This is a genomic window from Mycolicibacterium komossense (assembly GCF_025822605.1).
Taxonomy (GTDB): domain Bacteria; phylum Actinomycetota; class Actinomycetes; order Mycobacteriales; family Mycobacteriaceae; genus Mycobacterium; species Mycobacterium komossense.
In genome coordinates, this window is sequence record NZ_JACKTY010000014.1 from 282,929 (window position 1) to 307,410 (window position 24,482).

Consider the following 24,482-nt stretch of genomic DNA (forward strand, 5'->3'; position numbering starts at 1 on the left):
TTGCCGGGGCGTCAATAGGATTGCAGAGCGCGTGTGAAAACAGGTGGGGGTTGGCCGATGGCTACCAGATCAGACTCGGGACGGTTCGACGGTCTCGCGGCGGAGCGCCCCGCGCCGTCCGGCAAACGGGTTGGCAGGAGGCGGCGGCGGTCACAGGATTTCGGGGTGCGGCAATGGCTGCAAATAGGTGCGGCTTCGGGTGGTCTCGGCGCGGCCCTGGTCGGGTTCTCCCTGATGAGTCCGCAGGTCGGTGTCGCCGCCGCGGATGACGGCGGGGCCTCATCCTCGTCTTCGTCGTCGACTGCGTCGCACGCGAGTTCGCCTGGGCCGAAAGCCAACTCCGCGTCGAAACATTCGGACTCTTCCACGGCGAAGCCCCCGTCGGTGAGTACGGCGGTGTCGTCCAAGACAGTGACCGGCGCCACGAGCGCCAAGGACTCGAGCGCGGCCGCGGCGAGCAGCGCCGTCGCGGCCGCGCCGAAGAATTCCGCAAGGAGCCTCGCGGTTGCTGTGGCGACGCCGTCGGTTGCGGCACCGCCGGATCTGGCTGCGGTGTTCTTCGGTAACGGCACCGCCGCACACCCCGACGGCGGCATCTTCGTGGGCAACGGTTACACGTGGACGGTCGACACCTGCACCGGCAGCACTGCCTGCAAAGGCGGTAACAGTGGGCTATTTGGCAACGGCGGCAACGGTTTCAATGGCGGCAACGGTGGTAACGCCGGCTGGTTCGGCAACGGGGGTGATGGCGGCGACGGTGTCGTCGGTATCAACAACGGAGCCGGCGGAGATGGCGGTACAGGCGGTCTGATCACCGGAAACGGTGGCTTCGGCGGTGCGGGCGCACAGACCGAAGCGGGATCGTCGGGTGGTCGCGGCGGAGCCGCCGGCATGTCCGGCAACGGCGGCGGCGGCGGCAACGGCGGGGCGTCGACCGGAGCCTTCCACGGTGGCACCGGGGGACGGGGTGGTGCCGGAGGTTTCCTCCGTGGCGACGGCGGTGCGGGCGGCGGCGGTGGAAACGCCATCCTGATCGGAGAGACCGGCGGCACCGGGGGTAACGGCGGCGACACCGGGCTGGTGTCCGCGACGGGCACTGCGGGCGCCGGCGGCGCGGGCGGTAAGGCCAGCTTCGGCGGCGCGGGTGGCAATGGTGGCAACGGTGGACTGCTGGCCCTTTTCGCTACGGGGGGTGCCGGCGGTGCCGGCGGGAACGCACCTGGGAAGGGTTACGGCGAGGACCTCGGCGGTACCGGCGGCAACGGGGGCAACGGGGGGTTGTGGTCGGGCAACGGCGGCGCCGGTGGTGAGGGTGGCGTCTGTGGCGGTGCCGGCGGCAACGGCGGTAGCACGGGATTGTTGTCGCTCGTCGGCAAGGGTGGTGACGGTGGTGCCGGCGGTGAGGGGCAGGCCGGCTATGTCGGCATCAACGGATCCGCCCTCAGCCCCAACGGCCAGCTGGGCGGTGCCGGTGGTGCCGGCGGCGTAGGCGGCAACGGTGGTTCGGGCAGCCTGGTCCTGGGTAGTGGCGGTGCCGGCGGCAGCGGTGGTGCCGGTGGCAAGGGCGGTCAAGGTGGCACCGGGCTCGCCGAATACGGCGGTAATGGCGGCACCGGCGGCACGGGTGGGCCCGGCGGCGCAGCCGGCGGAGCGGGCGGCACGGGCAGCTTCTTCTTCGTCGTCTCCGCGAACGGGACGAACGGCACCAGTGGCGCCGGCGGAGCGGGTGGCAACGGCGGCCCCGGTGGTCTCGGCGGCTACGCGACCGGGGCCATCAGCGCGAACGGCGGACGCGGTGGCGACGGTGGTGCTGGTGCCGTTGGTGGCGCCAATGCTGCCGGTGGAGCGGGTGGCGCCGGTGGGCCCGGTGCGGATGGTGCGGCGGGCGGCGCCACAGGCGACGGTGGCAACGGCGGAAATGGCGGCAACGGTGGTGTTGGTGGCGCCGGCGGCGTGAGCACCACCACCGGTAAAGGTGGCGACGGTGGTATCGGTGGTGTGGGCGGCGGTGCCGGCAACGGTGCCGGCGGCATCACCCCAGGCGACGGCGGCAACGGTGGTAATGGTGGGAACGGTGGCGCCGGCGGTGTGACGGGCGGCGCGGGCGGTGAGGGCGCCAATGGCGGAAATGCGGGTCTCGGCGGACCGGCGGCCGGCGGCGGGGTAGGGGCCCCCGGAACAGCAGGAATCAAGGGTACTGACGGAGCCAGTGCGGCGACTGTGCTGTCCGCGGCGGTGTCGGCAGCGGTGGCTACCCCGACGCAGGCCGCCGATCCACTGTCGGTCTTCACCGATATCGGTCGTCAGTTGGCCTACATCTTCTTCAATCGGGCGCCCAGTCAGTCGGTGGAAGTTGGCGGTTCAGACGCGACCACCGGTCAGGTAACCGTCAGCATGAACGGGTCGAGCAACAATGGGTACGGGGTGACGTACACCATCAAGCAAGGACCCAAGTACGGGACCCTGACACCTGGGGCCACCCCCGGCACGTACATCTACACACCCGATGCGACGCTCATCAAACCGGGAATCGTCGATACGTTCACTGTGACGCTCGACAACGGTGAAGAAGCCAAACTACCCGGATTCGCTGGTGTGATACAGGGTTTCGTGCATGACTTCGCCGTCGAGATCGGCCTCGCGCAACCCGACACCATCGACAAGGTGGTCACGGTCCAGGTCAAAGGTGACGGTGTCTACGGCGACCTGACGGAGGGCAAGAAGTATTGGGTGAGCCAGAGCTACTCCAACTGTGTACTGCAGGCGGCTGCGTCGGCGACACTTCAGGCGACCAAGACTCTGCCCATGCCAGGGCCTGACGGGACCGAGGCGCAGTGGGTCGAATGGGCGAAGACCAACAACAGCGTGGTGACACCCGGCACGAAGATGTACCTGGACCAGAACACCGACGAAGCGATCGCTCCCGGCGATGCGCGGGTGCTGATGGAGAAGTACTTCAACGTCACGGCGACGGTCAAGCAGTACGGCACGGTCGGCGCGGACGGAGTCCGGACGACAACGCAGGCAGACGGTCAACTGGCGCTTACTGATATGGAAGCCGCACTGGCGCAGGGCAATGCCGTCATGATCGGCTACCCGACGGCGGTCGTCTGGTCTGCCGTCACCACCATCAAGCCAAGTGGAGATGACAGCTTCACCGAGCCCGACCACGCGGCAACGGTGATCGCGATCGATCTGAAGCAGGGCGTCGTGTACGTCAACGACAGCTCGATGACGTCCTACGACCCGACGCTGGACAAAGATGTCAATGTCGGCCAGGGTAAAGCGATCCCCATCGGGGTGTTTATGACCGGGTGGCAGGCCGACAACTACGGGTTGACGATCGTCTCGCCGAACGCCCCAGTGGCTGCCGTCAGCTCCACGTAGTCGAATCGCGTTCCGACTCAGGCCCTCCGCGCACCGCTCGTGGCCTGATTCGGTTGCAGCGGAGCAAGTCCCAGATTATCGCGCAGCGTGACGCCGTCGTAGTCGGTGCGGTACACCCCGAGCTCCTGCAGCAGCGGTACCACCTTGTCGACCAGCGGGGCCAGGCCATCAGGGGTGACATGCGGGACCAGAATGAAGCCGTCGCTGGCATCGGCCTGGACGAACTCGTTGATGGTGTGCGCGACCGTTTCCGGTGAACCGATGAAGTTCTGGCGGCCAGTGACCTCGATGATGAGTTCGCGGCTGGTCAGGTTCTCGGCCTCGGCTTTTGCGCGCCACTCGTTGGCGGTCGCGATCGGGTCGCGATACTGCCGAACACTGGCACGGCCCCGCGCGATGGTGTGTTCACCCAGAAGTGGGTCGACGCTGGGCAGCGGACCGTCTGGATCATGGTCGGAGAGGTCCCGATTCCACAGCTGCTCAAGGAATTTGATGGCAGTTTGCGGCGAGACCTGGGCCAGTCGCACCTCGTGCGCCAGGTCCGCGGCCTCGGCGTCGGTGTCGCCGAGCACGAAGGTGGCGGCGGGCAGGATGAGAAGCTGGTCGGGTCGGCGTCCGTACTTGGCGAGGCGTCCCTTGACGTCGGTGTAGAACGCCTGGCCCGCCTCTAGCGTGCTGTGTCGGGAGAAGATCGCGTCGGCATCGCCGGCGGCGAACTCGCGGCCTTCTTCGGAGTCGCCGGCCTGGAAGATCACCGGTCTGCCCTGCGGTCCGCGGGGCACGGTGAATTGCCCGGCGATATCGAAATGCGCATCCCGGTGGGCGAATTGACCCGGCTTGGGCTCTGACAGGAACCGACCCGTCGCCTTGTCGGCCACTATCTCGTCACCGCGCCAGGAGTCGAAGAGCTCCTGCGCTGTCCGCAGGAAGTTACGCGCCCGTTCGTAGCGCTGATCCTGGGGCAGGAAACCGCCGCGGCGGAAGTTCTCGCCGGTGAACGCATCCCAGGACGTCACGACGTTCCAGGCGGCCCGGCCACCGGAGAGGTGATCAAGAGAGGCGAATTGCCTTGCTACGTCGTAGGGTTCGTTGAACGTCGAGTTGATTGTGCCCGCCAACCCGAGGTGCTCGGTGACCGCGGCCAGCGCGGCCAGGACAGTGAACGTGTCGGGACGGCCGACCACGTCGAGGTCGTAGATCTGATCGTTCTGCTCCCGCAGGCGCAGACCTTCGGCGAGGAAAAGGAAGTCGAGCTTGCCCCGTTCGGCGTCCTCGGCGAAGCGGACGAACGAACTGAATTCGATATGGCTGCCCGCGGCGGGATCACTCCACACCGTCGTGTTGTTCACACCGGGAAAGTGGGCGGCGAGGTGGACCTGCTTGACGGGTTTACTCACGATGATGTCCTCCTCGTCTCAGGCTGACGCGTAACGGTTGATGGGACGGCTCAGACCCAAGGTCCCGCGCAGGGAGTCGGATGTGTATTCGGTGCGAAACAGGCCGCGCCTGCGCAGCTCCGGGACGAGCTTTTCGGTGATCTGGACCAGGTCATCGGGCAGTGCACCGGGGCGTAGCCGGAATCCGGACAGTCCGCCGGCGTGCCAGTCCTGCAGAAGATCGGCGAGCTGTCCGGGTGTGCCGACGAAAATCTCCGCATCACTGGTGAATTCAGCGCCGGCGAGCTCGTCGAGGCGAGCGCGCGTCGCCTCCGCCCCTTGCTGCGTCTCGTCGAGAAATATTGTCAGGTCGGCGAAGACCCGAACCGGGGGATCGGTTCGCTCGGTCGATGGTCGGTGGGCCGTGATCCGCTCGACGATGGCCGCGGCCTGTCTGGCGTCGTGCGGTGTGACGAACCCGACGTCGGTGCTGCGGGCGATCAACCGGTACGCGTCGTCGCCGTGACCGAGTGCGGCGACAATCGGCTGACCCTGCGGCGGCCGCGGGGTAATCGAGGGTCCCTTGACAGAGAACCATTCGCCCTTGAAGTCGATGTAGTGCAACTTATTTCGGTCGATGAACCGGCCGGTGGCGACGTCGCGGATCTCCGCGTCGTCTTCCCAGCTGTCCCACAGCCGGCGCAGCACCTCGACGTAGTCGGCGGCCTCGTCGAAATAAGCGGCAACACTGGCCCTTACGGCAGGGTCGTCGAGGGAGGCATAGGAGACTGGGACCACCTCGCGGCGGCCGAAATGTGCTGCCGCATCTGGCCGGCCGGAAATCTGTACTCGCACGCCTGCGCGGCCGGTGCTCACGTAGTCCAGCGTCGCGATCGCCTTTGACATATGAAACGGCTCGGAGTGGGTGACGGTAGCTGTCGGGATGAGTCCGATGTGTCGGGACTTCGGTGCGACCCGTGCCGCGATCAGGACGGCGTCGAGCCGCCCCCGAACCCGGTCGGTGCGCTGGTCCGGCACGAACTTGTCCTCGGACTGCAGGGTGAAGCTGTCCTCGATCGTGACGAAGTCGAGCGTGGCCCGTTCGGCTTCGGCTACCAGGTCGGTCCAGTAGCCGGGGGTCAGCAGCTCGGCCGGCCGGGCATTGTCGGTGCGCCATGCCGCCGGGTGCCAACCCGCTCCGTCGAGGGCAACGGCGAGATGAAAGTGATTCGAGGGAACACTCACGGGCACCAACTTTCGACTTTTCGACTCTGTGGGTAACCATCGGCCGACGAAGTCCATTCCTGGATGTCGTGCGCCGAAGGCCTACAGCGGGTTGAGGATGCGCTCCAGGAACTGCCGGGTGCGCTCTTCTTTGGGGTCGCCGATGACCTGTTCGGGTGTGCCCTGTTCCAGGATGATGCCTTGATCGGTGAAGAGCACCTGGCTGGAAACCTGCTTGGCGAATTGGATTTCGTGTGTGACGACCACGAGCGTCCACCCCTCGACGGCGAGATCCTTGATGACGGACAGCACCTCACCCACCAGTTCGGGGTCGAGAGCCGACGTGGGCTCGTCGAACAGCACCAGTTTGGGCTTGAGTGCCAGAGCTCTGGCGATGCCGACCCGCTGCTGCTGACCGCCGGACAGCTGGTATGGGTACTGGTCCTTCTTGGCGGCGAGCCCGACCTGGTCGAGAAGCTCCACGGCCTCCGCCACGGCCTCATCCTTGGGCCGCTTCTGCACGATGACAGGTCCCTCGATGATGTTCTGCAGCACCGTCTTGTGTGGGAACAGGTTGTGACCTTGGAACACGAAACCACTGCGCGACTGGAACCGGCGTACGTCGGGTTTGGGGGTAGGGGTGGAGAAGTCGATCTCGACGTCGTCGACCCGGATGACGCCCGCGTCGGCCCTGTCGAGCGCGTTGAGCGTGCGCAGCAGCGTCGTCTTGCCCGATCCCGACGGCCCGATGATGGCGGTCGCCGTGCCCCGTTCGACGGTGAACGAGACACCTTTGAGGACCTTGTTGCTTCCGAACGCCTTTTCCACGCCGCTGGCGGTGACCCGGTACTCGACCTCTGTGGTGGCCGGCGGGGTGTTGTCTGCGGTGCCGTGATCCGTCATCGAGCCACATGCCTTTCCAGTCGGTGTTCCAGGCGACTCTGGCCGAAGGAGAGCACCAGGCAGATGATCCAGTAGTACACAGCCGCAGTGCCATACATCGCGAAGAACTCGAACGTCGGCGCCGCGACCACCTGCGCTGCGCGCAGCAGCTCGGTCACCAGGATGGTCGAGGCCAGCGAGGTGTCTTTGACCAGCGAGATCAAGGTGTTGGACAACGGTGGTACCGCCACTCTGGCGGCCTGCGGCAGGATGATGCGGCGCAGGGCTCCGACATAGTTGAAGCCGATGGTCTCGGCTGCTTCCCACTGACCCTTGGGGATGCTCTGGATCGCCGAGCGGATGATCTCGGCCGCGTAGCCGCCGACGTTGAGGCTGAACGCGATCACCGCCGCCGGAAACGGCTCGAGCTTGATCCCGAGCTGGGGTAGCGCGTAGAAGATGATGAACAACTGCACCAGCAGCGGGGTGCCGCGGATGATCGAGATGTAGAACCGCGCGATATTCGACAGCACAGCCTTCGACGACAGCCGGGCCAGTGCCACGAGCAGCGCGATCACCAGGCCGATCACGAAGCTGATGATGGTCAGCGGAATGGTGACGGTGAGGGCGGCCTTCGCCAACGGCCAGAGGTTGTCGGCGATCAGCTTCCACGCGGAGCGGTGCCCAGCGGCGCCGGCCTCCGGTGCGCCGGAGGCGTTGGCCTTCAGGTACTTCTGCGAGATGTTCGCCAGCGTGCCGTCGGCCTTCAGTTCGTCGATGGCCTTGTTCAGCTCGGGCAGCAGACCACTGTTCTTACGGGCCGCGAAACCCTGTTCGCTCTTTTCGCCGATTGTCGCGGCGATCTTGACCGACTGGTCATTGGTTTCGGCCTGGTACGCGTGGAAGGCGATGCTGTCGTTGACCACCGCATCCACCCGGCCCTGGTTGAGCAGGGTGATCGCCTGCGTGAATCCCTCCACCGGCGCCACTGTCGCGCCGGCGTCACGGGAGACCTGCGCCCAGTTGCTGGTGATGCTGGCACCCGCGGTCTTGCCCTTGAGATCGTCCAGCGACGTGATCGAGTTGTCGTTGGCCCGCGTGATGATGACGCCTTCGCCGACCGAATAGGGCTCGGACAGGTCGTACTTGCTTTGGCGTTCGGGAGTGATGGAGACCTCGTTGGCCACCACATCGAAGCGGTTGGCTTCCAGCGCGGCGAAGATGGAATCCCAGGGTGTCTGGACGAATTCCACTTTCTTGCCCAGCTTGTCGCCGACCGCTTTCGCGACGTCCACGTCATAGCCGGCCAGCTGACCCGAAGCGGGATCCTGGAAGCTGAACGGCGCGTAGGTGCCTTCGGTGCCGACTCGGAGCACATCAGGGGACGTGCTGTTCTGACTTGATCCGCAGGCGGCGGTGGTCAGGAGTGCGGCGAGCAGGGTTGCCGCGAGCAGAGCTCTTCGGACGTTATGGGCCACTGACGGAACCTAGCAATCTGCTGGACGTTGCCCCAGGGTTCCGATCACTTGTGTTGATATGTCCTAAGGACCGGATCAAAACGCCTGACCGAGGTCGTACTGGTCGACGAGCTTGGTCCGTCCATCTGGGGGCTCCCATCTCGACCTCCGTCTTCGGGTTTCTCTGTCCAACGCAGGATCACCTCGTGGCCATGTCATCGACTGTCCCGTTGTGGCTAACGATCTGGCCACTCTCAGACCAGGTAGTAGAGCGGATCCCCGGTGCGGTCGAGCCGCGCGTGGGCGTACCGCACGGCCCGCAGCGTCGCCGAATACTCCTGATCCTCCTCGGGAAATACCTGCTCGGCGGGGAACCAGTTCTGGAAGCCGATGTTGTGCAACACCTTCAGCGTGTCGGGCCGGACACCGGCCAGCAGGATCGTCGCGGCCTTCCCGTTTTCCTCACGCAGGAAATGTTCCAGCCGCTCGATGCACACCGCGTCGGGATCACGGACGCGTTTGAGGCGCAGGATGACGAACTCAACGCCGTCGGTGTGGATCCGCGCACGCAATGTGTCGAAGTAGCGGTCGAGTTCGGGGGCAGCGCCGAAGAACAGCTCGCCTTCGAGGTCGAAGATGATGGTCGACGGATCAACGGGGTCGTCGGAAAGGCGTTCGCGCACCACACGTTCCGGGGTCACGATCAATTCGGATGCCTTCAGCTTCGCTGCCCGTGGCACGAACATCACCACCGACAGTGCGATACCGAGCAGCACCGCCTTGTCCAGGTCCCACAGCACCCCGGCGAGCGCGGTAATCACCACCAAGCCCGCGTCATAGCGCGATGCCTTCACTGTGGTGACCAGGCGCTTGAAGTCCACCAGGCGGACTGCGGTGACCAGCAGCAGACCTGCCAGCGCGGCGGTCGGGACGTAGTGAAGCAATGGGGCGAACAACAGGAGAGCGACCGCCACCGTCGCCGCGGAGACGATCCCCGAGAACCGCGTCGCAGCGCCGGCCTGGAAGTTGATCGCCGACCGTGACAGCGAACCCGACCCGGGTAGAGCCTGGAAGAAGCCGCCGGTCAGATTGGCCAGGCCTTCGGCCAGGATCTGACGGTTGTAGTCGATCTTCTGTTGCGATTGATGGGCAATGGCTTTCGCGATCGACAGCGCCTCGATGAGACCGATGAAGGCGATCGCCAAGGCGCCGCGGGACAGCTCGGCCAGCGAGCCCACGTCGAGAATCGGAATATGGGGAGTGGGCAGGCTCTGCGGGACCTTCGCCGCGACGGCCACCGCTGACTTGCCGTCGGCGCCCGGGAACGACCATCCAGCGGCATACGCGACGATCCCCGCGACGACAAGCACGGCCAGCAGGTCGATCTGCGGCCAGCCGAACTTCTGAACCAGCCTACGCAGCACGACGGCCACCACGACCGCCGTGACGCTGAGCAACACAGCCCGTAGGTTGATCTTGTCGCCATGGAACAGCGTCAGATACAGCCGGTGCAGCACCTGCATGTGGCCGTTGCCTTTGTCCTTGACGCCCAGCGCATTACCGATCTGGCCGACGGCGAGCAGGAACGCGGCCGCCAGCATGAAGCCGATGATCACCGATTCGGAGATGTAGCGGGTCAGGTCGCCGAGTTTGAACACTGCGATCAGGATTTGAAAGACCCCGACGAGCACACCGAGCACAAACAGCGCTTCGAACAGGACGGTACGGTTCTCCGGGTCGATGAAGGCCAGCGAACTGAAAACCAAAAGCGAGATGGCGCTCGTCGGCCCGTTGATCAGGTGCGCGGACGAGCCGAAGATCGAGGCGACGGCGGTCACCACGATCGCTGAGTAGACGCCGAATTTCGGGTCGACACCGGCGATGAGTGCATACGCGATGCCCTGGGGTAACGCCACGGCGGCAACCGTGAGACCCGCGACCAGATCACTGCGGCCCTTGGGCCACGAGTAGTTCACAGCGAAACTCATGGCGGCTCAGCTTCCTTGCGCGTTGGGGACGATGCGCGACGGCGCGGCGGGTGCGGAGGCGGAGACCACGTCGTAGATCCCGTTGGTGGCGAAGAACTGTTGGCGGGCATCGTCCCAGTCCTTGGCGATCGCGGTGACGGGAAACAGTTTCAGATTCGGTAACCGGTCGGCATGCTTGGCCAGGATCTGCGGGTTCACCGGTCGGTAGCCGAACTGGGCCAAGGTTTCCTGGGCCGGGTCGGTGAACAGGTATTGCAGGTAGGCCTTGGCGTCGGCGGCGGTCTTGGGGTCGGTGTCGTTGGCGTCGACCCACGCCACGGCGGGCTCAGCCTTGATACTCACCGGCGGGTAGACGATCTCCAGCTGGCCGTTGCTGTCGGCGACCTCGCGCAATGCTTCGTTCTCCCACGTCAGATGCATATCGCCGATCTGTTGCAGCGCGAAGCTGGCGGCCGAACTGCGGGCGCCCGCATCGAAGACCGCGACGTGCCGGTACAGCGACTTGAGGTAGTCCAGCGCCTGAGCCGGGGTACCACCGCGGGTGGTGACTGAGCCCCAGCCGGCCAGGAAGCTCAATTGGCCGTTGCCGGACGTGCGGGGGTCGGGTGTCACGACGGCCACCCCATCCTTGACCAGGTCCGGCCAGTCGTGAATTCCCTTGGCATTGCCTTTGCGGACGACGAACACGATGGTCGAGGTGTAGGCGATCGAGTTGTTGGGCAGCCGCTGCTGCCAGCCGGGGGCGATCAACCCGCGTTTCTGGAGTGCGTTGACATCGCTGACGAGCGCCAACGACACCACGTTGGCTTTCTCCGAGCCGTCGATGACGTTGCGCGCCTGGCGTCCCGAGCCGCCATGGGATTGTGTGACGTCCACGCTGACACCGCTCTGCTGTCGGTATTGCTCGACAAAGGTCTTGTCCAGGGCGGCGTAGACCTCGCGGGTCGGATCGTAGGACACGTTCAGCAGTTGATTCGGGGTGTGATCGGGCAGATTGCGCACGGTGATCAGCACCCCAGCGAGCACGATGGCGACCACGCCGAGCACGTTGAGCCACGGGACTCCCGACAATCGACGTCGCCTGGTGTCGTCACCCATCGAACCGACGTTAGTGGCGACGGCGAGTAAAGACAGCGGCGAGAATCGCTCTGATTTTATCGACCGGGAAAAAATCAACGGGACGCAATCGGTGGACTTCAAGAATCAAGTGGGCCAATGATTCTCGATCGTGTCTACTGAGATCACGTCACCCGCAGCACAGCCCGACGATGGGTCGGCGTCCGGCGGACGTACCAATATCGAAACCCGTTCCATCGACTGGATCACGCCTGAGGAGCGGCATGGCACGCCGTGGAAGGTCAGTCCGCTCTTCTTCATCGCCAACTGGAGCTTCTTCACCATCGCGCTGGGCTTCACCGGCCCCTCGCTCGGGCTGAGCGTCGGCTGGGCCATTCTCGGCTCGGCGTTGGGACTGCTCGTGGGCACCTTCTTTATGGCCTTTCACGCCACGCAGGGACCCCGCTTGGGGCTGCCGCAGATCATCCAGTCACGAGCACAGTTCGGCTTCTACGGCGTGATCGTCGTCGTGGCCATGTCCCTGACGTGCTATCTCGCGTTCGGAGTGGTCTACACCATCCTGACCGCTCAAGGCCTGGCCCAGATCTTCGGGTGGTCACCGGTGGTGATCGGGCTGGTCGTCAACATCGCCGGCGGACTGTTCGCCATCGCCGGTCACGACGCGCTGCACCGGGTGTCGCGGCTGGTCTTCTACGTCACCGTGCCGCTCGTCGTCATTTTCACGGTCGCGGTGCTGACGGGCCATGCCGGCGGCAGCACACCTCCGGCAGACTCACACGGATTCGTCGCCTCGGCCTTCTTCTCGGTGTTCGCGGTGTCCGCGGCCTACAACATCGCGCTGGCGCCCGTGGTGTCGGACTACACGCGCTACCTGCCGGCCCGCACGTCGTCGCGTTCGCTGATCGCCAGCGTGTACGTCGGTGCCGGTGTGTCAGCCCTGTGGCTGATTGCGTTGGGAGCATGGCTGTCCGCGCACTACAACGCCAGCGACGCCCTGGTGGCATTGCATGACGCCGGTAACAGCGTGTTCGGCGGGTTCGGCGCGGTGCTGGCTCTCGCCTCAGCGGCCACCCTGGTGGTGTGCACCGCCACCGCGGCCTACAGCGTGACCCTGCAGTTCCTGACCGGCGTGGATCTGGTGAAGCGAGTCAAACCGACTCGTACCCTGAGGGTTTCGGTGACCGCAGCCACCATCGCGATCTATCTCGTCGTCGCCATCCCGTTCGGGGACCACGTCATCAACGCGGCCAGCAACGCGCTGTCGCTCATGCTGTTCCTGTTGGTCCCGTGGACGGCGGTCAACCTCACGGATTACTTCTTCATCCGGCGCGGCGAATACGCCATCACCGATCTGTTCACTCCACGCGGCGTGTATGGCGGTTGGTCCTGGCGGGGGATTGTGGCCTACTTCCTCGGGTTCGCCGCGATGGTGCCGTTCGCTGTCCTACCGTTCTTCACCGGGCCGATCGGAAATTGGCTTGGTGGGATCGATATCTCTTGGCTTGCCGGTCTTTTGGTGGCTTCACTGACCTATTTCGCGTTTACCCGCGGATTGGATCGCAGGGCCGAACGTGCCGCGGTCAGCGAGAGCGACGAGCAACTCGATGATGTCACGCAGGCCCCGTCTGAGGTCGGGCATCGACCGCCGCTTGAGTACGGACTGCTCGAAGGTAAGGGCTAGAAGATGGCACAGAGTCCCAAGTTCCACCTCGGTTGGTTCGCCAACTTCTGTATCGACGCCTGGAACGATCAGTGGGGGTCCACCGGCGGACAGGATTGGTCCGGCAGCTTCTACATCGAACTGGTGCAACACCTCGAGCGGGCCAAGTTCGACTACCTGCTTCTCGAGGACAAGCTGATGGTCTCGGATGCCTACGGCGGAAGTTTCGAGCGCGAACTCAAGCACGCCCTACACTCGCCCAAACACGATCCGGCGCCGCTGATTCCGTTGTTGGGATATGTCACCAAGCATCTGGGTTTGGTGGTCACGCTCTCGTCGACGTTCTATCCGCCGTTCCTGTTGGCCCGATTGTCGAGCACTCTGGACCACCTCACTGCCGGACGTCTGGGCTGGAACATGGTCACCTCGGCTGAGGACCGTTCGGCGCAGAATTTCGGTCTCGATGAACTGCCACGTCACGACGAGCGGTATGCACGTGCCCACGAATATGTGGATCTCGTCCGGCAGCTGTGGGATTCGTGGGAGCCGGATGCGGTGGTGCGGGACCGGGAATCCGGTACGTTCGCCGACTACACGAAGGTGCACACGATCGACTTCGAGGGCCAGTACTACAAGAGCCGTGGCCCGCTCAACACTGTTTCTTCGCCGCAACGCCATCCGGTCCTCGCGCAGGCGGGTGGGTCGCCGCAGGGTAAGGACTTCGCCGCCAAATACGCAGATACCGTCGTCGGCACCGCGGCAGATCCGGATGGAATGATCGCCTATCGCAACGATATTCGAGAGCGGGCTGCGGCGTACGGGCGCAACCCCGACGACATCAAGGTGCTGTTCCTGATCACGCCGCATCTGGCCGATACCGATGAAGAGGCTCGGGCGAAACTGGACCGGCTCGTCAACAACGAGTTCTACCTGGAGAAGACCCTGGCGCATCTCGCCGCAATCGTTGAAATCGACTTCACCAAATTCGACCTCGACAAGCCGTTACCCGATGATCTGCAGACCAACGGCGAGAAGGGATCGTTGGAGGCGTTCATCCAGCGCGGCAGCGGGAAGACACTGCGCGAACTGACGGCGGCCTATCTGTCCACCGAGGATGCCCTGGTCGGCTCACCGGCCACGGTCGCCGATCGGCTGGAAAGCCTGATGGCCCAGGTCGGTGGGGACGGCTTCCTGATCACAGCGCCCGGGATGCGGCTCACGCGCAAGTACGTGATCGAAGTGGTGGACGGTCTGGTGCCTGAACTGCAGCGGCGGGGGCTGACCCGCACCCATTACGAGCACACCCTGTTCAAGGACAATCTGTTGGCCTATTGAGCGCAACAGTTAAGCTCAGCCTCTTCTTCTCATGCCGATCCAAAATGGTGTTCGGGCCGTAAGCCGTCCCTAACGTCGAAAGTCCTACATCGTGATGACTTTCGAGGGGAGCGGTTGATGACCGCAGTAACGGACGCACGTGTGCAGGTCACGCCGCTGTCCGGTTGGACCGGAGCGCTCATCGAGGGCGCCGATCTCACCAAGCCGCTGGACGCCCAGCAGATCGCCGAAATCCGGGCGGCCCTGCTCAAGTGGAAGGTGGTGTTCTTCCGTGATCAGTTCATCGACCACGATGACCACCTCCGCTTCGCCCGCGCATTCGGTGCACCGACGCCCGCGCACCCGCTCTTCGACGCGATCCCCGACCCGGACTATCCGACGATCTATCCGATCTTCCGAGACCATTTCAAAGCGCGTTACGCCGGCAACCGCGGGTGGGACAAGGCCAGTTCGCACGCCGATGTCACCGCGGCGGTGAATCCGCCCGCGGCATCCATCCTGCGGGCCGAACTCGTCCCGCCCTACGGCGGCGACACCCTGTGGGCCAATACCGTTGCGGCATATGAGGGATTGTCGGCTCCGGTGCGCAAACTGGCCGATGGGTTGCGCGCCGTGCACCGTTTCTCACCGCCGGATGGGACGACGGCCAGCGAGGACTACCAGCGCCGCGTCAGCAGGCGGCCGTTGATCTCCGAACACCCGGTGGTGCGGGTGCATCCCGAGACGGGGGAGCGGGCGCTGTATGTCAATCCCAGTTTCACCAGCCATCTCGCGGACGTCTCACCGCACGAGAGTCGCCAGCTGCTCGGGCTGTTCTACGCCGAGTTGGCCAGGCCCGAGTACACGGTTCGGTTCAAATGGGAACGGGCAGTATCGCGTTCTGGGACAACAGATCTACTGTCCATCTGGCACCCACGGACCTGACCTTGGATCACGACCGCAGGCTCTATCGGGTGACGTTGGTGGGCGACGTCCCGCAGGGCGCGGACGGCCGCGCGTCGGTTGCCCTGGACGGCGAGCCGTTCGAAGCGATCTGAGCTGTTATTCGGCGGCCACGGCGAGCGGCAGCGCGGGGTCTGCGCTCCATTCCTCCAGCGATCCGTCGTAGACCCGGAAGTGGTCCACTCCGATCGCTGACAGCGCCAGCGCGTTCGCCGTGGCGGAGATGCCGCCCCCGCAATACAGCAGCACTTCCCTGGTGAGATCCACGCCCGCCTCGCGATACTGCGCGGTGATCTCGGCCTCGGAACGGAGAAGGCCGGCATCGTCGAAAAGTGCACGGGCCGGGACGTTTACGCTGCCAGGAATATGCCCGCGGCGAGAGTATCGGGTTGGCTCGGACCCGGTGAATGCCGCCGAAGACAAGCCGCAGACGAGGTTCCCGGCGGATTCCCAGATTGCGGCGAGCTCGTCCCTTTCGATCCAGGCCGCGCGCGTCGCGGTGGCCGTCCACCCGGGTATGGGTACCCGCTCGGACGCCGGCGGTCCTGATTCGACGGGTAGCCCGGCGCTACGCCAGGCCGCCAATCCGCCGTCGAGCACGGTGACCGGCACTCCGATCCAGCGCAGCAGGTACCAGACCCGGGCCGCCCACAGCCCGCCGGTGGTGTCGTAGACCACGACCGGCGTTCGCGGACCGATGCCAATCCGCGCCAGCGCGTCGGCGAGTGCCTGCGGTGACGGGTGTCGGTCATGCGTCGCGTCAGGTACCGACAGTTGGGTGTCCACCTCGACGTGTACCGAACCCGGGATATGGACGTCTTCCCATTGCGTGCGGCCACTCTCGGCGTGGAAGTCGCCGTCGAACTGGGCGCGTCGCAACAGGAGGGTGGCGTCGAGGATCATCGGTGGCGTTGCGCCACTGCGCATCCGGTGCAGTTCCTGCGTCGAGACGACGGGGTTCCGGGTCATCTGGTGGTGCCGGCCTCGACGGCGGGGATGTCGAGGAACCCCTGTGCCCATCCCTGGGGTGAGGTCAGGATGGCGTGCTCGGCCAGCCAATGTGCGTATGGCTCGACCAGCTCGCGGCGGATGGTGCCCCACCTCCCGTCATGAAACCAGGTCTCCGAGATGGCCTCCAGTGATCGGCCGATGACATCGACGGGGAAGTAGGGCGTCACCCCGTGCAGCACGTCGACGGTTTCATCGAAATGCTCTGCTGCATAACGAAAGCCACGCTCAGTGACGTCGAGTAAGGTGGCGAGCAGGTTCGGATGGCTGGTGGTGAAGTCGGCTCGCGCACCCAGCAGATAGCTGTGGTAGCTGAAGGGCAACTCGTCGTCGACGCGCCAGACTCGTTCGGGCCGGTCCGGGTGTTCGCTCAGCAGAATGTCCCACGCCCAATACGATCCGAACGTGGCGTCTGCCGCGCCGCCGGCGAGCTCCTCGCTGGTCAGTTCACGGGTGCCGACGTCCACCAGGATCACGTCATCGGATCGGCCGCCGGCGCGGGTGACCAGCTCGCGCACCATCGCCAACCCGCGGGGGGTGGGGTTGAGCGCCAGGCGCCGTCCGGCGAGATCGGCCAGCGTGCGGATACCGCTGCTTTCCAGCGTGCGAATCGTCTCGAGTCCGCGCTGGTTGACCGCCGCCAGCGCGCGGAGCTGCTGCCCGCTCTCGACGCGGACCAGCAGCCGGTTGGTGGGGAACACCGCGAGGTCGACCAGTCCCCGGTCGAGGTGTTCGAGGCTGTCACCGATACCCGGGTCGACGGACCGGATCTCCAGGTCGATGCCGGCGTCGGCGTACCAGCCGTGGTGGCGGGCGAGGTAGAACCCCGCGGAATTGGGCCAGGGGTGGAAGTACTCCAGCGCCAGTGAAAGATGAGTCGTCATGATGTCCTTACTGCCGTCAGGGTGAACTCGTCTGTTTTTGCCGACGTGGCGATCAGGTCGGCGCTGCGTCGTGGGTCATACCGGGCGATGAACGCGTCTTCCTGCGCCGCCCACCGATCCCAGTGCGGCAGATAGGTTTCCCCGTCGCGGCTCAGCGCCCGGTGTCTACGCTCGTCGTCATCGGCGTCCACCCAGATGGCCAGGTCTGCCAAGGACCGACTGCCCGGGGTCAGCGTTCCTACTCCTTCGACGATCAGTCGCCGCTCCGGATCGACCGTGTGCCAGGGCCCCGGGCTTCCCGCTGCCCAGTCCCAGCTGCGCCAGTGTCCCGGGCGATGTTCGGAACGCGGCCGGAGCAACGAGGATTGGACGTGTTCGGCCGCCCATTGCAGCCCATCCCACCCGGGATAGATATCGTCCAGCCGCACCAGCACGCTGTCGTCCCAGGCCCGGCTCAGCTGGGTGGCCAATGTCGACTTGCCCGACCCGGAGCGCCCGTCGATGAGGACGGTCGTCGCGGCGGAGGCGCCGAGGCGGCGCACGGCCTCATCGAGTACCAATGAAATTCCACGCCCCGGTGGCGACGGAGACCGAGATCGCCGCAGCCGCAATGACAATGCCCGCACCGATCAACGCCAGTTCGCGTCCCCCGAATGTCGACGGCCGCGCCCAGGTCCTGGTCGGGTACGCGCCGAATCCGCGGGCCTCCATCGCGGTGGCCAGTTTGGAGCCCCGGCGGACGGCGAACACCAGCAGTGCGAACGCCTGCCCGGCTGTTCGGCGCAGTCGGGCATGGTCGGCGACGCCGCGCGCCCGGCGGGCGTAGCCGAGATAGTGCCAGTCTTCCCGGAGCAGCCCGATCAGTCGCAGACCCGCCAGTGCACCGAGCACGAATCGCGCAGGCAGCTTCGCCACCTGGCCCAGTCCGTCGGCGAGTTCGGTGGGTTCGACGTCGACGAACAGGAACACCGACGGCAGTGCGATGGCCAGGACGCGCAGGAACGTCGCGAGCGCCAGGGCGATGGACCCGTCGCTGACATTGATCAGCAGGAAATGCCAGTGCACGGTGCCGCTCGGCTCGCCGTAAAGCAGGATCGTACACGCAGTGAGGGCCGCGGCGGTGGCGATGACCGCACTACGAATGAGAAAGGGCCGCAACTGCACTCGCAGGGCGATGAGCAGTCCGATCTCAAGGACCAACGCGGTCAGGGCGGAGACCCAATCCACACTGAGCACCAGCGCGGCAGCGATCACGAGCGCGGTCACCAGCTTCGCGACGGGATTCAGTGCCCGGTTGGCGGCGGGGGCGGTGGTCGTCATCGGACACCGTCCGACACGGCCGCGGATCCCCATGCGGGCAACGTGATGGTGCCATCGGCCAGGGCTGCGGCGAATTCCAGATCATGGGTGATGGCGACGATCGCGGTACCTCCATCGACGATCTCGGCGAGCAATCGCAGCAGTTCCTCCCACGTTCGCCGGTCCTGACCGAAGGTTGGCTCGTCGAGAACAATCAGGTCCGGTCTGGCTGCCAGCGCGGTCGCGACGGACAGTCGGCGCTTCTCACCGCCAGACAGGGTGTAGGGGTTCGCTCCGGCTAGATGGCTCAGACGAAGTCGTTCCAGCAATTCCTCAGTGAGAGCGGTGGTTTCGTCGTGACTGCGTTTGAGTGCCCGCGGCCCGAGGGCCAGCTCGTCGCGAACGGTACCTTTGAGGAACTGGTGCTCGGGATCCTGGAAGACGCTGCCGATCCGGCTGAGCAACTCTTTGGAACGCCAGCGGATCGGTTCGCGGCGTTTCGGCGTGGGGGCGAAATCGGCGTCGGCCTGGATTCGTCCCTGCGCGGGGGGCAGCAGTCCGCCCAGGGTCAACGCGAGTGTCGACTTGCCGGCACCGTTCGGGCCGGTGACGACCGTGGTTCGGCCCCTGGCGATCTCGAAGTTCAATCCGGTCAGTAGTCGGGGGCCGGACGCGTAACCGAGCCCGAGGTCGGTTGCGGTGAGCAGGGTTCCGGGCGCTGCGGACCTGGCCCGGGTGAGTACCGGGGCCGGGACGCCGGGAACCCAGACGCCGGACTCCAACAGGTAGTCGTGTTCGTGCCGGATGATGTCGGCCGGGGTGCCGTCGGCGACGATCTCACCCACGGAGCCCAGGACGATGACGCGGTCGACGACGGGAAGCCAGACCTCGGTGCGGTGTTCGATCACGACGAGGGTCGCCCCGGTTCGGTCGGCGGCCGCGACGATGGCGTCACGCACCTCGATGACACCGGCGGGGTCGAGGTTGGCGGTCGGCTCGTCCAGGAGGATCAGGCCGGGGTTCATGGCGATGACCCCGGCCAGGGCCAGCCGCTGCTTCTGGCCACCGGACAGATGAGAGGTGCTGTGGTCCAACGGAACCCGGAGACCCACTGCACTCAGAGCTTCCGTGACGCGCGGCCAGATCAGTTCGCGGGGGACGTTGAAGTTCTCCATCCCGAAGGCGACGTCGTCGCCGACGCTGGACAGGATCACCTGCGAATCGGGGTCCTGCAACACCATGCCGATCGAGGAGCGGCGCTGGCTGGGATGCGCTCCGCCTACCAGGAGCCGGCCCGCTTCCACGCCGTCTTCGGAGCCGCCGAGAAGTCCGGCCAGGCCGTGCAAGACGGTGGACTTGCCCGCTCCCGACGGCCCGAGAAGCAGGACACGCTCGCCCGCGGCGATCGACAGGTCGAGGTCGTGCACTGCCCAGTCGGACCGACCCGCGTGGCGCCAGCCCCAGCCCGTGGCTGTGACAGAAACCCCACCGGCGACGTCCGACACAGAGGTCATCGTGCGGTGTTCACAGGCCGCCCCACCAGGCCGGACTCGATCCGGCCCGATTCGAACCGACTCAGTGCGCCGGTCTTGGCCAGTCCCTTGACCACGTACCACGACAACAGTCCGGCAAGCACGATGCCGGAGACGATGGCACTGACGGTGTAGATGACGGCGAAGGCGACCGCGGATCCCGGGTACCAGAGGATGAGGTCATTGATGGCCAGCGCGACACCGGCAACTGCACCCGAGAGCAACGCGACGGGCAGGTTCCACCTCCGGTAGAGGAAGACGGCAAACACCAGTTCGGCACCAAGGCCCTGGACGAGGCCCGACTCCAGGGTGAGGACACCCCACTGATTTCCGACGAGCGCGGACACCGAGGCCGCGACGAGCTCGCCGTACAACGCCGCGCCCGGCTTACGAATCACCAGGGCGGTCAGAACGCCCGCGAACAGCCAGCCGCCACCGACCAGGGCCTGTAGGCCGGGGAGCAGCGCGCCCAGCGGTGCGCTGATGGGATTCGACGCGATATTCCACAACACGAAGATGAGGCCGGCGGCCACCGCGAGCACGCTGGCGACGACGATATCGACGATCCGCCAACGCAGGTTCCGGCCGATGCTGACGGGTTCGGTCGATGGCGTGGTCGCGTCAGGGTGCGGACGACTCATGGGTGCTCCTTCGGGCTGCTTCGCGTGAGAGCCCCAGTATGGAGAGCGGGCAGGCATCTAGCGCGGGTTGGATTCACTATGAGTATTTCTTGTATACAGAAAATGCCTTTACGTATTCTCGGGGTAGATCGATCGACGACGGAGGTCGGGTGCACCGAACGCCCTTTCACGCTGTGTTCCGCGCGGATCTGCTGGCGGGCCGTTTCGCGCCGGACGAGCCGCTGAGCGAGTCCGCGCTCACCGCCGCCTACGGCGTATCCAGGACGCCCGTGCGGGAGGCGCTCAATCGGCTCGAACAAGAGGGACTGATCACCAGGGCCGCCCGCGGATATCGCATCCGGTCGGGGGCTCCCGATGACGTCATCGAGATCTACGACGTGCGGATCGTGCTCGAGCGCGCCGCCGCTGACGCCGCAGCAACCCGTCGGTCCGATCTTCAGTTGGCCCAGCTCGCACAGTTGCTTCGACAGGCCGATCACGAGGAAGACCCTGCTGTGGCACGACAACTCAACTCGAAGTGGCACGAAGTGCTGTGGGCGGCGTCGCACAATGCCACGCTCTACGAGACGCTGGTCAACCTGGTCGCTCGCCTGCGGGTTTATGACCGCGACGCGGCCCACCATCACGACGACCTCGGGGTGGTCGCCGAGGAACACCGCATCATCCTCGGCGCGATCGAAGCCCGCGACGGTGCCACCGCGGGGACTGCGATCGCCGAGCATCTGCGGCGTACCAAACAACAGCGACTCGACGCGTTCGTGCGATCGTCGGCTGTCGTGCCGGGACAGGGTGTTACCTATCCCGGCATCCCGAAGGATCAGTAACACCGGCAGAAACAATCTGCCCGAATCGAAGCCTGGTGTGCCCGTCCGGGGTTGGCAGGATCGACGTATGACCGTCACCGACGCAGCTCCTTCCGTGCTGGGCGCCGCCCAGGACCCGTCCAGCCCAGATCCACACGTTGTGAGCGGGACGAGTCCGCTGGCCGACGGTTTTCGCAGTCGGTTCTTCACCGAGGCTGATTACCAGAGGTTCCATGCCAGGGCCCCGCGTTACGACGCCGAGAATGCGTTCTTCGCCGACGATTTCGCCGAGCTCGTTGCAGCTGGTTATCTGAAGGCACCATTACCGACGGGGCTCGGCGGATCGGGGCTGTCCCTGACCGAACTCGCGCAGGAACAGCGTCACCTGGCCTACTGGGCGCCTGCGACCGCGCTGGCGGTGAACATGCATCTCTATTGGGCCGGGTCGGCGACGGACGCGTCCGCTCGCGGTATCGACGGGCTGGACTGGCTACTGCAGGACATCGCTGCGGGACAGGTGTTCGCAGCCGGGCACGGCGAACGCGGTAACGACGTCGGACTCGACGATGCACAGGTGCGCGCGGTGCCGCAGGAGGACGGGTCTTACCGGATCACCGGACGCAAGGTGTTCACCTCGCTGTCGCCGGTGTGGAACCAGATCGGGGTGCATGCCCGCGACGACTCCGACCCCGAAAACCCCCTCATCGTCCACACTTTCGTCAACCGCGACACACCGGGTGTGCGGATCGAGGAGACCTGGGACACGCTGGGCGTCCGGGCTACGGCCAGCCACGACACTGTGTTCGACAATGCGCTCGCCGAGTCCCACAAGACCGTGGCCCGCCACCCGGTCGGGCCGGTCTATCCCGACTACATCGGCGTCTTGCTGGCCTGGTACCTACCCTTGTTGTCCAGCGTCTACTTCGGTATCGCCCGGCGTGCCCTCGATATCGCCATCCTGGGCGCGCAGACCCGAACCACGCTGCGCGCAGGCATTTCTCGGCACGCACAGAAGCCGGCAGTTCAGCGGCAGATCGCGCAGGCGGAGATCAAACTCGAAGCTGTATCGGCGTTCGTGGACTCTGTCACCCACCCCGAAGCAGGAGACTGGGCGGGGCTGCGGGCTCTGGCTGCCAAGGAGTTCGCCACGACGACCGCGCGCGAGGTTGTCGATATCGCCGTACAGGTGGTCGGTGCGGCCTCGGTGTCCAAACGGCATGAGCTCGAACGACTTTACCGCGACGTCCGCACTGGATCGCTGCATCCACCGAACACCGATGCCGTTCTGGAGGCCATCGGTACTGTCGCGCTGGGTCTGGCATGAGCACGGCGCAGCAGCGGGACTGGAAAGACTGGCATCAGGGTTATGCCGATCCGGATTCTGATCTGTCGCATCGGCTCGCGCATGTGCAACGGCGCCTCTCCGACGCGTTGTCGGCAGCCCCGCCGGGACCGCTGCGCCTGATCAGCCTGTGCGCCGGCGAAGGGCGTGACGTCCTCGGCGTCCTGCCTACGCATCCGCGCCGCGCCGACGTGACCGCTCGACTCGTGGAGCTCGATCCCGATGTGGCGGCGGTGGCCAGGTTGCGAGCTGCCGAGCTGGACCTGGACGGTGTCGAGGTTGTGACCGGAAACGCTGGATTGGCCTCTGCCTACGACGGGCTGGTGCCGGCGGATGTGGTCCTTGCCTGTGGGATCTTCGGAAACGTCAACGAGGCCGATATCCACACCACCATTCGTGGTCTGCCGGCGCTGTCCAAGCCCGGAGCGACCGTGCTGTGGACCCGACATCGCAAGTCGCCCGATCTGACCCCGCAGATCCGCGAGTGGTTCGCCGAGGCTGACTTCGACGAGGTCGGCTTCGACATCGAGGAAGGTCGTGGCTTCAGCGTGGGCACGCAGGTGTTCCGCGGTGCCACAGCGGCTTTCGACCCCACGGTGCGATTCTTCGAGTTCGAGCCGCGGGGTTGAGATGGCAGAGGTGTCTGTCTCGACCCACTCCTGCCGACGGTATGGTGTGGGGGACAGCGCCTAGGGTTCCGCCGTGTCGCACACGGGCCTGGTCCGAGCGGCGCCACCGTGGTCTCAGACGGGCCACGGTCATCTGAACGGATAAAAGCCTGGAGGATCTCCGTCGGTGCGCCCCGCATCGGCGAGAAGGTCCTGCCGTGGTGGCTTTGGTCGTGGTGTTCGTCCTGGCGTTGGGCGCGGGTGCGCTCGGCGGTTTAGTTGGTACAGGTTCGTCGTTGGTGCTGCTACCGGTGTTGGTGACGCTGTATGGGCCGCGGATGGCGGTACCGATGATGGGGATCGCGGCGGTGATGGCGAACCTCGCGCGGGTGTCCGCCTGGTGGCGATACATTCAGTGGCGCCCCGTGCTCGCCTATGCCGTCCCCGGTCTGCCCGCCGCCGCGCTGGGGGCACATACGCTGCTGACGATCTCCCCGAGGCTCGTCGACGGGCTTCTGGGCGCATTCTTTCTCGTGATGATTCCGGTCCGCAGGATGATGGTGGCCCAGGCCTGGCACGTCCGGCTGTGGCACCTGGGTGTCGCAGGCGCGGTGGTGGGGTTCCTCACCGGTCTGGTTCTGTCGACCGGGCCGCTCAGCGTGCCGATCTTCACCGGTTTCGGACTGAGCGGGGGCGCTTTCCTCGGCTCGGAGGCAGCCAGTGCGCTGCTGTTGTACTCCGCGAAACTCGGCACCTTCGGTCAGTCGGGTGTGCTCTCAACGCATCTCGTCGCCAGCGGGATTCTGATCGGTGCGGCGCTGATGGTGGGCCCCTTCCTCATCCGCCGGTTCGTGCACCGGTTGTCGCCACAGGCCTACGCCATCCTGATCGACCTCGTTCTCGTGGTTGCTGCGGCAGGCATGTTCATCGCGACGGCTATGCACTGATCCCGGCAGGGGGGCGCCCATCATGAGCGAAAGCTCTTGGTCGGAATGAATCAACGCGATCCGATCTGTTGTCCATCGGTCGCGGCGGTG

At 65.6% G+C, this 24,482-nt stretch carries 20 protein-coding genes; 8 read left to right on the top strand and 12 right to left on the bottom strand.

The window, feature by feature from the left end; all coding sequences use genetic code 11:
• Nucleotides 1-396 precede the first annotated feature (396 nt).
• Nucleotides 397-3,387, top strand: a complete 2,991-nt coding sequence (locus H7J73_RS05795) for a hypothetical protein (protein WP_264066299.1) — start codon at nucleotides 397-399, stop codon at nucleotides 3,385-3,387.
• A 17-nt stretch (nucleotides 3,388-3,404) separates the two neighbouring features.
• On the opposite strand, the gene H7J73_RS05800 is transcribed toward H7J73_RS05795, so the two are convergent.
• The 6 genes from H7J73_RS05800 to H7J73_RS05825 form a co-directional block, all read right to left on the bottom strand.
• Nucleotides 3,405-4,784, bottom strand: coding sequence for an NtaA/DmoA family FMN-dependent monooxygenase (locus tag H7J73_RS05800; protein WP_264066300.1), 1,380 nt, complete (start codon nucleotides 4,782-4,784; stop codon nucleotides 3,405-3,407).
• An 18-nt stretch (nucleotides 4,785-4,802) separates the two neighbouring features.
• Complete coding sequence (locus tag H7J73_RS05805) at nucleotides 4,803-6,008, bottom strand: LLM class flavin-dependent oxidoreductase (protein ID WP_264066301.1); 1,206 nt, start codon at nucleotides 6,006-6,008, stop codon at nucleotides 4,803-4,805.
• A gap of 81 nt (nucleotides 6,009-6,089) precedes the next feature.
• Nucleotides 6,090-6,890, bottom strand: a complete 801-nt coding sequence (locus H7J73_RS05810) for an amino acid ABC transporter ATP-binding protein (protein ID WP_264066302.1) — start codon at nucleotides 6,888-6,890, stop codon at nucleotides 6,090-6,092.
• Nucleotides 6,887-8,347: an ABC transporter permease subunit gene (locus H7J73_RS05815; protein ID WP_435405423.1), complete on the bottom strand. Its 1,461-nt coding sequence runs from the start codon at nucleotides 8,345-8,347 to the stop codon at nucleotides 6,887-6,889. Before H7J73_RS05815 ends, H7J73_RS05810 begins: the two co-directional genes overlap by 4 nt.
• A gap of 233 nt (nucleotides 8,348-8,580) precedes the next feature.
• The gene (locus H7J73_RS05820; protein ID WP_264066303.1) at nucleotides 8,581-10,314 is read right to left on the bottom strand and encodes a SulP family inorganic anion transporter; all 1,734 of its coding nucleotides are present in this window, start codon (nucleotides 10,312-10,314) and stop codon (nucleotides 8,581-8,583) included.
• Nucleotides 10,315-10,320: 6 nt separating this feature from the next.
• Nucleotides 10,321-11,412, bottom strand: a complete 1,092-nt coding sequence (locus tag H7J73_RS05825; protein WP_264066304.1) for a sulfate ABC transporter substrate-binding protein — start codon at nucleotides 11,410-11,412, stop codon at nucleotides 10,321-10,323.
• Between the two features lie 130 nt (nucleotides 11,413-11,542).
• On the opposite strand from H7J73_RS05825, the gene H7J73_RS05830 reads away from it, so the two are divergent.
• From H7J73_RS05830 to H7J73_RS05840, 3 genes are all read left to right on the top strand, one after another.
• Complete coding sequence (locus tag H7J73_RS05830; protein ID WP_264066305.1) at nucleotides 11,543-13,072, top strand: purine-cytosine permease family protein; 1,530 nt, start codon at nucleotides 11,543-11,545, stop codon at nucleotides 13,070-13,072.
• Nucleotides 13,073-13,075: 3 nt separating this feature from the next.
• Nucleotides 13,076-14,386, top strand: a complete 1,311-nt coding sequence (locus H7J73_RS05835; RefSeq protein ID WP_264066306.1) for an NtaA/DmoA family FMN-dependent monooxygenase — start codon at nucleotides 13,076-13,078, stop codon at nucleotides 14,384-14,386.
• Nucleotides 14,387-14,503: 117 nt separating this feature from the next.
• A complete protein-coding gene (locus tag H7J73_RS05840) occupies nucleotides 14,504-15,310 on the top strand; it encodes a TauD/TfdA dioxygenase family protein (RefSeq protein WP_308207389.1) in 807 nt (268 codons plus the stop codon).
• A gap of 117 nt (nucleotides 15,311-15,427) precedes the next feature.
• Here the strand turns inward: H7J73_RS05840 and H7J73_RS05845 are convergent, their stop codons facing one another.
• The 6 genes from H7J73_RS05845 to H7J73_RS05870 are packed head-to-tail and all read right to left on the bottom strand — an operon-like array spanning nucleotide 15,428 to nucleotide 20,692.
• Nucleotides 15,428-16,297 (bottom strand): sulfurtransferase, encoded by an 870-nt coding sequence (locus H7J73_RS05845; RefSeq protein ID WP_264066307.1) that lies wholly within the window; start codon nucleotides 16,295-16,297, stop codon nucleotides 15,428-15,430.
• A complete protein-coding gene (locus H7J73_RS05850) occupies nucleotides 16,294-17,220 on the bottom strand; it encodes an ABC transporter substrate-binding protein (RefSeq protein ID WP_264066308.1) in 927 nt (308 codons plus the stop codon). The genes H7J73_RS05845 and H7J73_RS05850 overlap by 4 nt, the downstream gene beginning before the upstream one ends.
• Entirely contained in the window at nucleotides 17,217-17,780 is a 564-nt protein-coding gene (locus H7J73_RS05855; RefSeq protein ID WP_276030933.1) for a nucleoside/nucleotide kinase family protein, read from the bottom strand. Before H7J73_RS05855 ends, H7J73_RS05850 begins: the two co-directional genes overlap by 4 nt.
• On the bottom strand, nucleotides 17,767-18,540 hold the full coding sequence (locus H7J73_RS05860) for an energy-coupling factor transporter transmembrane component T family protein (RefSeq protein ID WP_264066310.1): 774 nt from the start codon (nucleotides 18,538-18,540) through the stop codon (nucleotides 17,767-17,769). Before H7J73_RS05860 ends, H7J73_RS05855 begins: the two co-directional genes overlap by 14 nt.
• On the bottom strand, nucleotides 18,537-20,033 hold the full coding sequence (locus H7J73_RS05865) for an ABC transporter ATP-binding protein (RefSeq protein ID WP_264066311.1): 1,497 nt from the start codon (nucleotides 20,031-20,033) through the stop codon (nucleotides 18,537-18,539). The genes H7J73_RS05860 and H7J73_RS05865 overlap by 4 nt, the downstream gene beginning before the upstream one ends.
• Nucleotides 20,030-20,692 carry an ECF transporter S component gene (locus tag H7J73_RS05870; protein ID WP_264066312.1) on the bottom strand — a complete coding sequence of 221 codons (663 nt, stop codon included), beginning with the start codon at nucleotides 20,690-20,692 and terminating at the stop codon, nucleotides 20,030-20,032. Before H7J73_RS05870 ends, H7J73_RS05865 begins: the two co-directional genes overlap by 4 nt.
• A 149-nt stretch (nucleotides 20,693-20,841) precedes the next feature.
• Between H7J73_RS05870 and H7J73_RS05875 the strand changes: the two genes are divergently transcribed.
• The 4 genes from H7J73_RS05875 to H7J73_RS05890 all read left to right on the top strand — a co-directional run bounded on the left by H7J73_RS05875 (nucleotide 20,842) and on the right by H7J73_RS05890 (nucleotide 24,392).
• A complete protein-coding gene (locus H7J73_RS05875; RefSeq protein WP_264066313.1) occupies nucleotides 20,842-21,516 on the top strand; it encodes a GntR family transcriptional regulator in 675 nt (224 codons plus the stop codon).
• A gap of 67 nt (nucleotides 21,517-21,583) precedes the next feature.
• On the top strand, nucleotides 21,584-22,819 hold the full coding sequence (locus H7J73_RS05880) for an acyl-CoA dehydrogenase family protein (protein WP_264066314.1): 1,236 nt from the start codon (nucleotides 21,584-21,586) through the stop codon (nucleotides 22,817-22,819).
• Nucleotides 22,816-23,466 carry an SAM-dependent methyltransferase gene (locus tag H7J73_RS05885; RefSeq protein ID WP_264066315.1) on the top strand — a complete coding sequence of 217 codons (651 nt, stop codon included), beginning with the start codon at nucleotides 22,816-22,818 and terminating at the stop codon, nucleotides 23,464-23,466. Before H7J73_RS05880 ends, H7J73_RS05885 begins: the two co-directional genes overlap by 4 nt.
• Before the next feature lie 197 nt (nucleotides 23,467-23,663).
• Entirely contained in the window at nucleotides 23,664-24,392 is a 729-nt protein-coding gene (locus tag H7J73_RS05890) for a sulfite exporter TauE/SafE family protein (protein WP_264066316.1), read from the top strand.
• Nucleotides 24,393-24,482: the final 90 nt, after the last annotated feature.

Excerpts from the sequence above, each read along its gene's own strand:
- H7J73_RS05820 (WP_264066303.1), bottom strand. The coding sequence starts at position 10,314 with ATGAGTTTCGCTGTGAACTACTCGTGGCCCAAGGGCCGCAGTGATCTG.
- H7J73_RS05860 (WP_264066310.1), bottom strand. The coding sequence starts at position 18,540 with ATGACGACCACCGCCCCCGCCGCCAACCGGGCACTGAATCCCGTCGCG.
- H7J73_RS05850 (WP_264066308.1), bottom strand. The coding sequence starts at position 17,220 with ATGACGACTCATCTTTCACTGGCGCTGGAGTACTTCCACCCCTGGCCC.
- H7J73_RS05880 (WP_264066314.1), top strand. The coding sequence starts at position 21,584 with ATGACCGTCACCGACGCAGCTCCTTCCGTGCTGGGCGCCGCCCAGGAC.
- H7J73_RS05865 (WP_264066311.1), bottom strand. The coding sequence starts at position 20,033 with ATGACCTCTGTGTCGGACGTCGCCGGTGGGGTTTCTGTCACAGCCACG.
- H7J73_RS05825 (WP_264066304.1), bottom strand. The coding sequence starts at position 11,412 with ATGGGTGACGACACCAGGCGACGTCGATTGTCGGGAGTCCCGTGGCTC.
- H7J73_RS05840 (WP_308207389.1), top strand. The coding sequence starts at position 14,504 with ATGACCGCAGTAACGGACGCACGTGTGCAGGTCACGCCGCTGTCCGGT.
- H7J73_RS05870 (WP_264066312.1), bottom strand. The coding sequence starts at position 20,692 with ATGAGTCGTCCGCACCCTGACGCGACCACGCCATCGACCGAACCCGTC.
- H7J73_RS05885 (WP_264066315.1), top strand. The coding sequence starts at position 22,816 with ATGAGCACGGCGCAGCAGCGGGACTGGAAAGACTGGCATCAGGGTTAT.
- H7J73_RS05810 (WP_264066302.1), bottom strand. The coding sequence starts at position 6,890 with ATGACGGATCACGGCACCGCAGACAACACCCCGCCGGCCACCACAGAG.
- H7J73_RS05835 (WP_264066306.1), top strand. The coding sequence starts at position 13,076 with ATGGCACAGAGTCCCAAGTTCCACCTCGGTTGGTTCGCCAACTTCTGT.
- H7J73_RS05845 (WP_264066307.1), bottom strand. The coding sequence starts at position 16,297 with ATGACCCGGAACCCCGTCGTCTCGACGCAGGAACTGCACCGGATGCGC.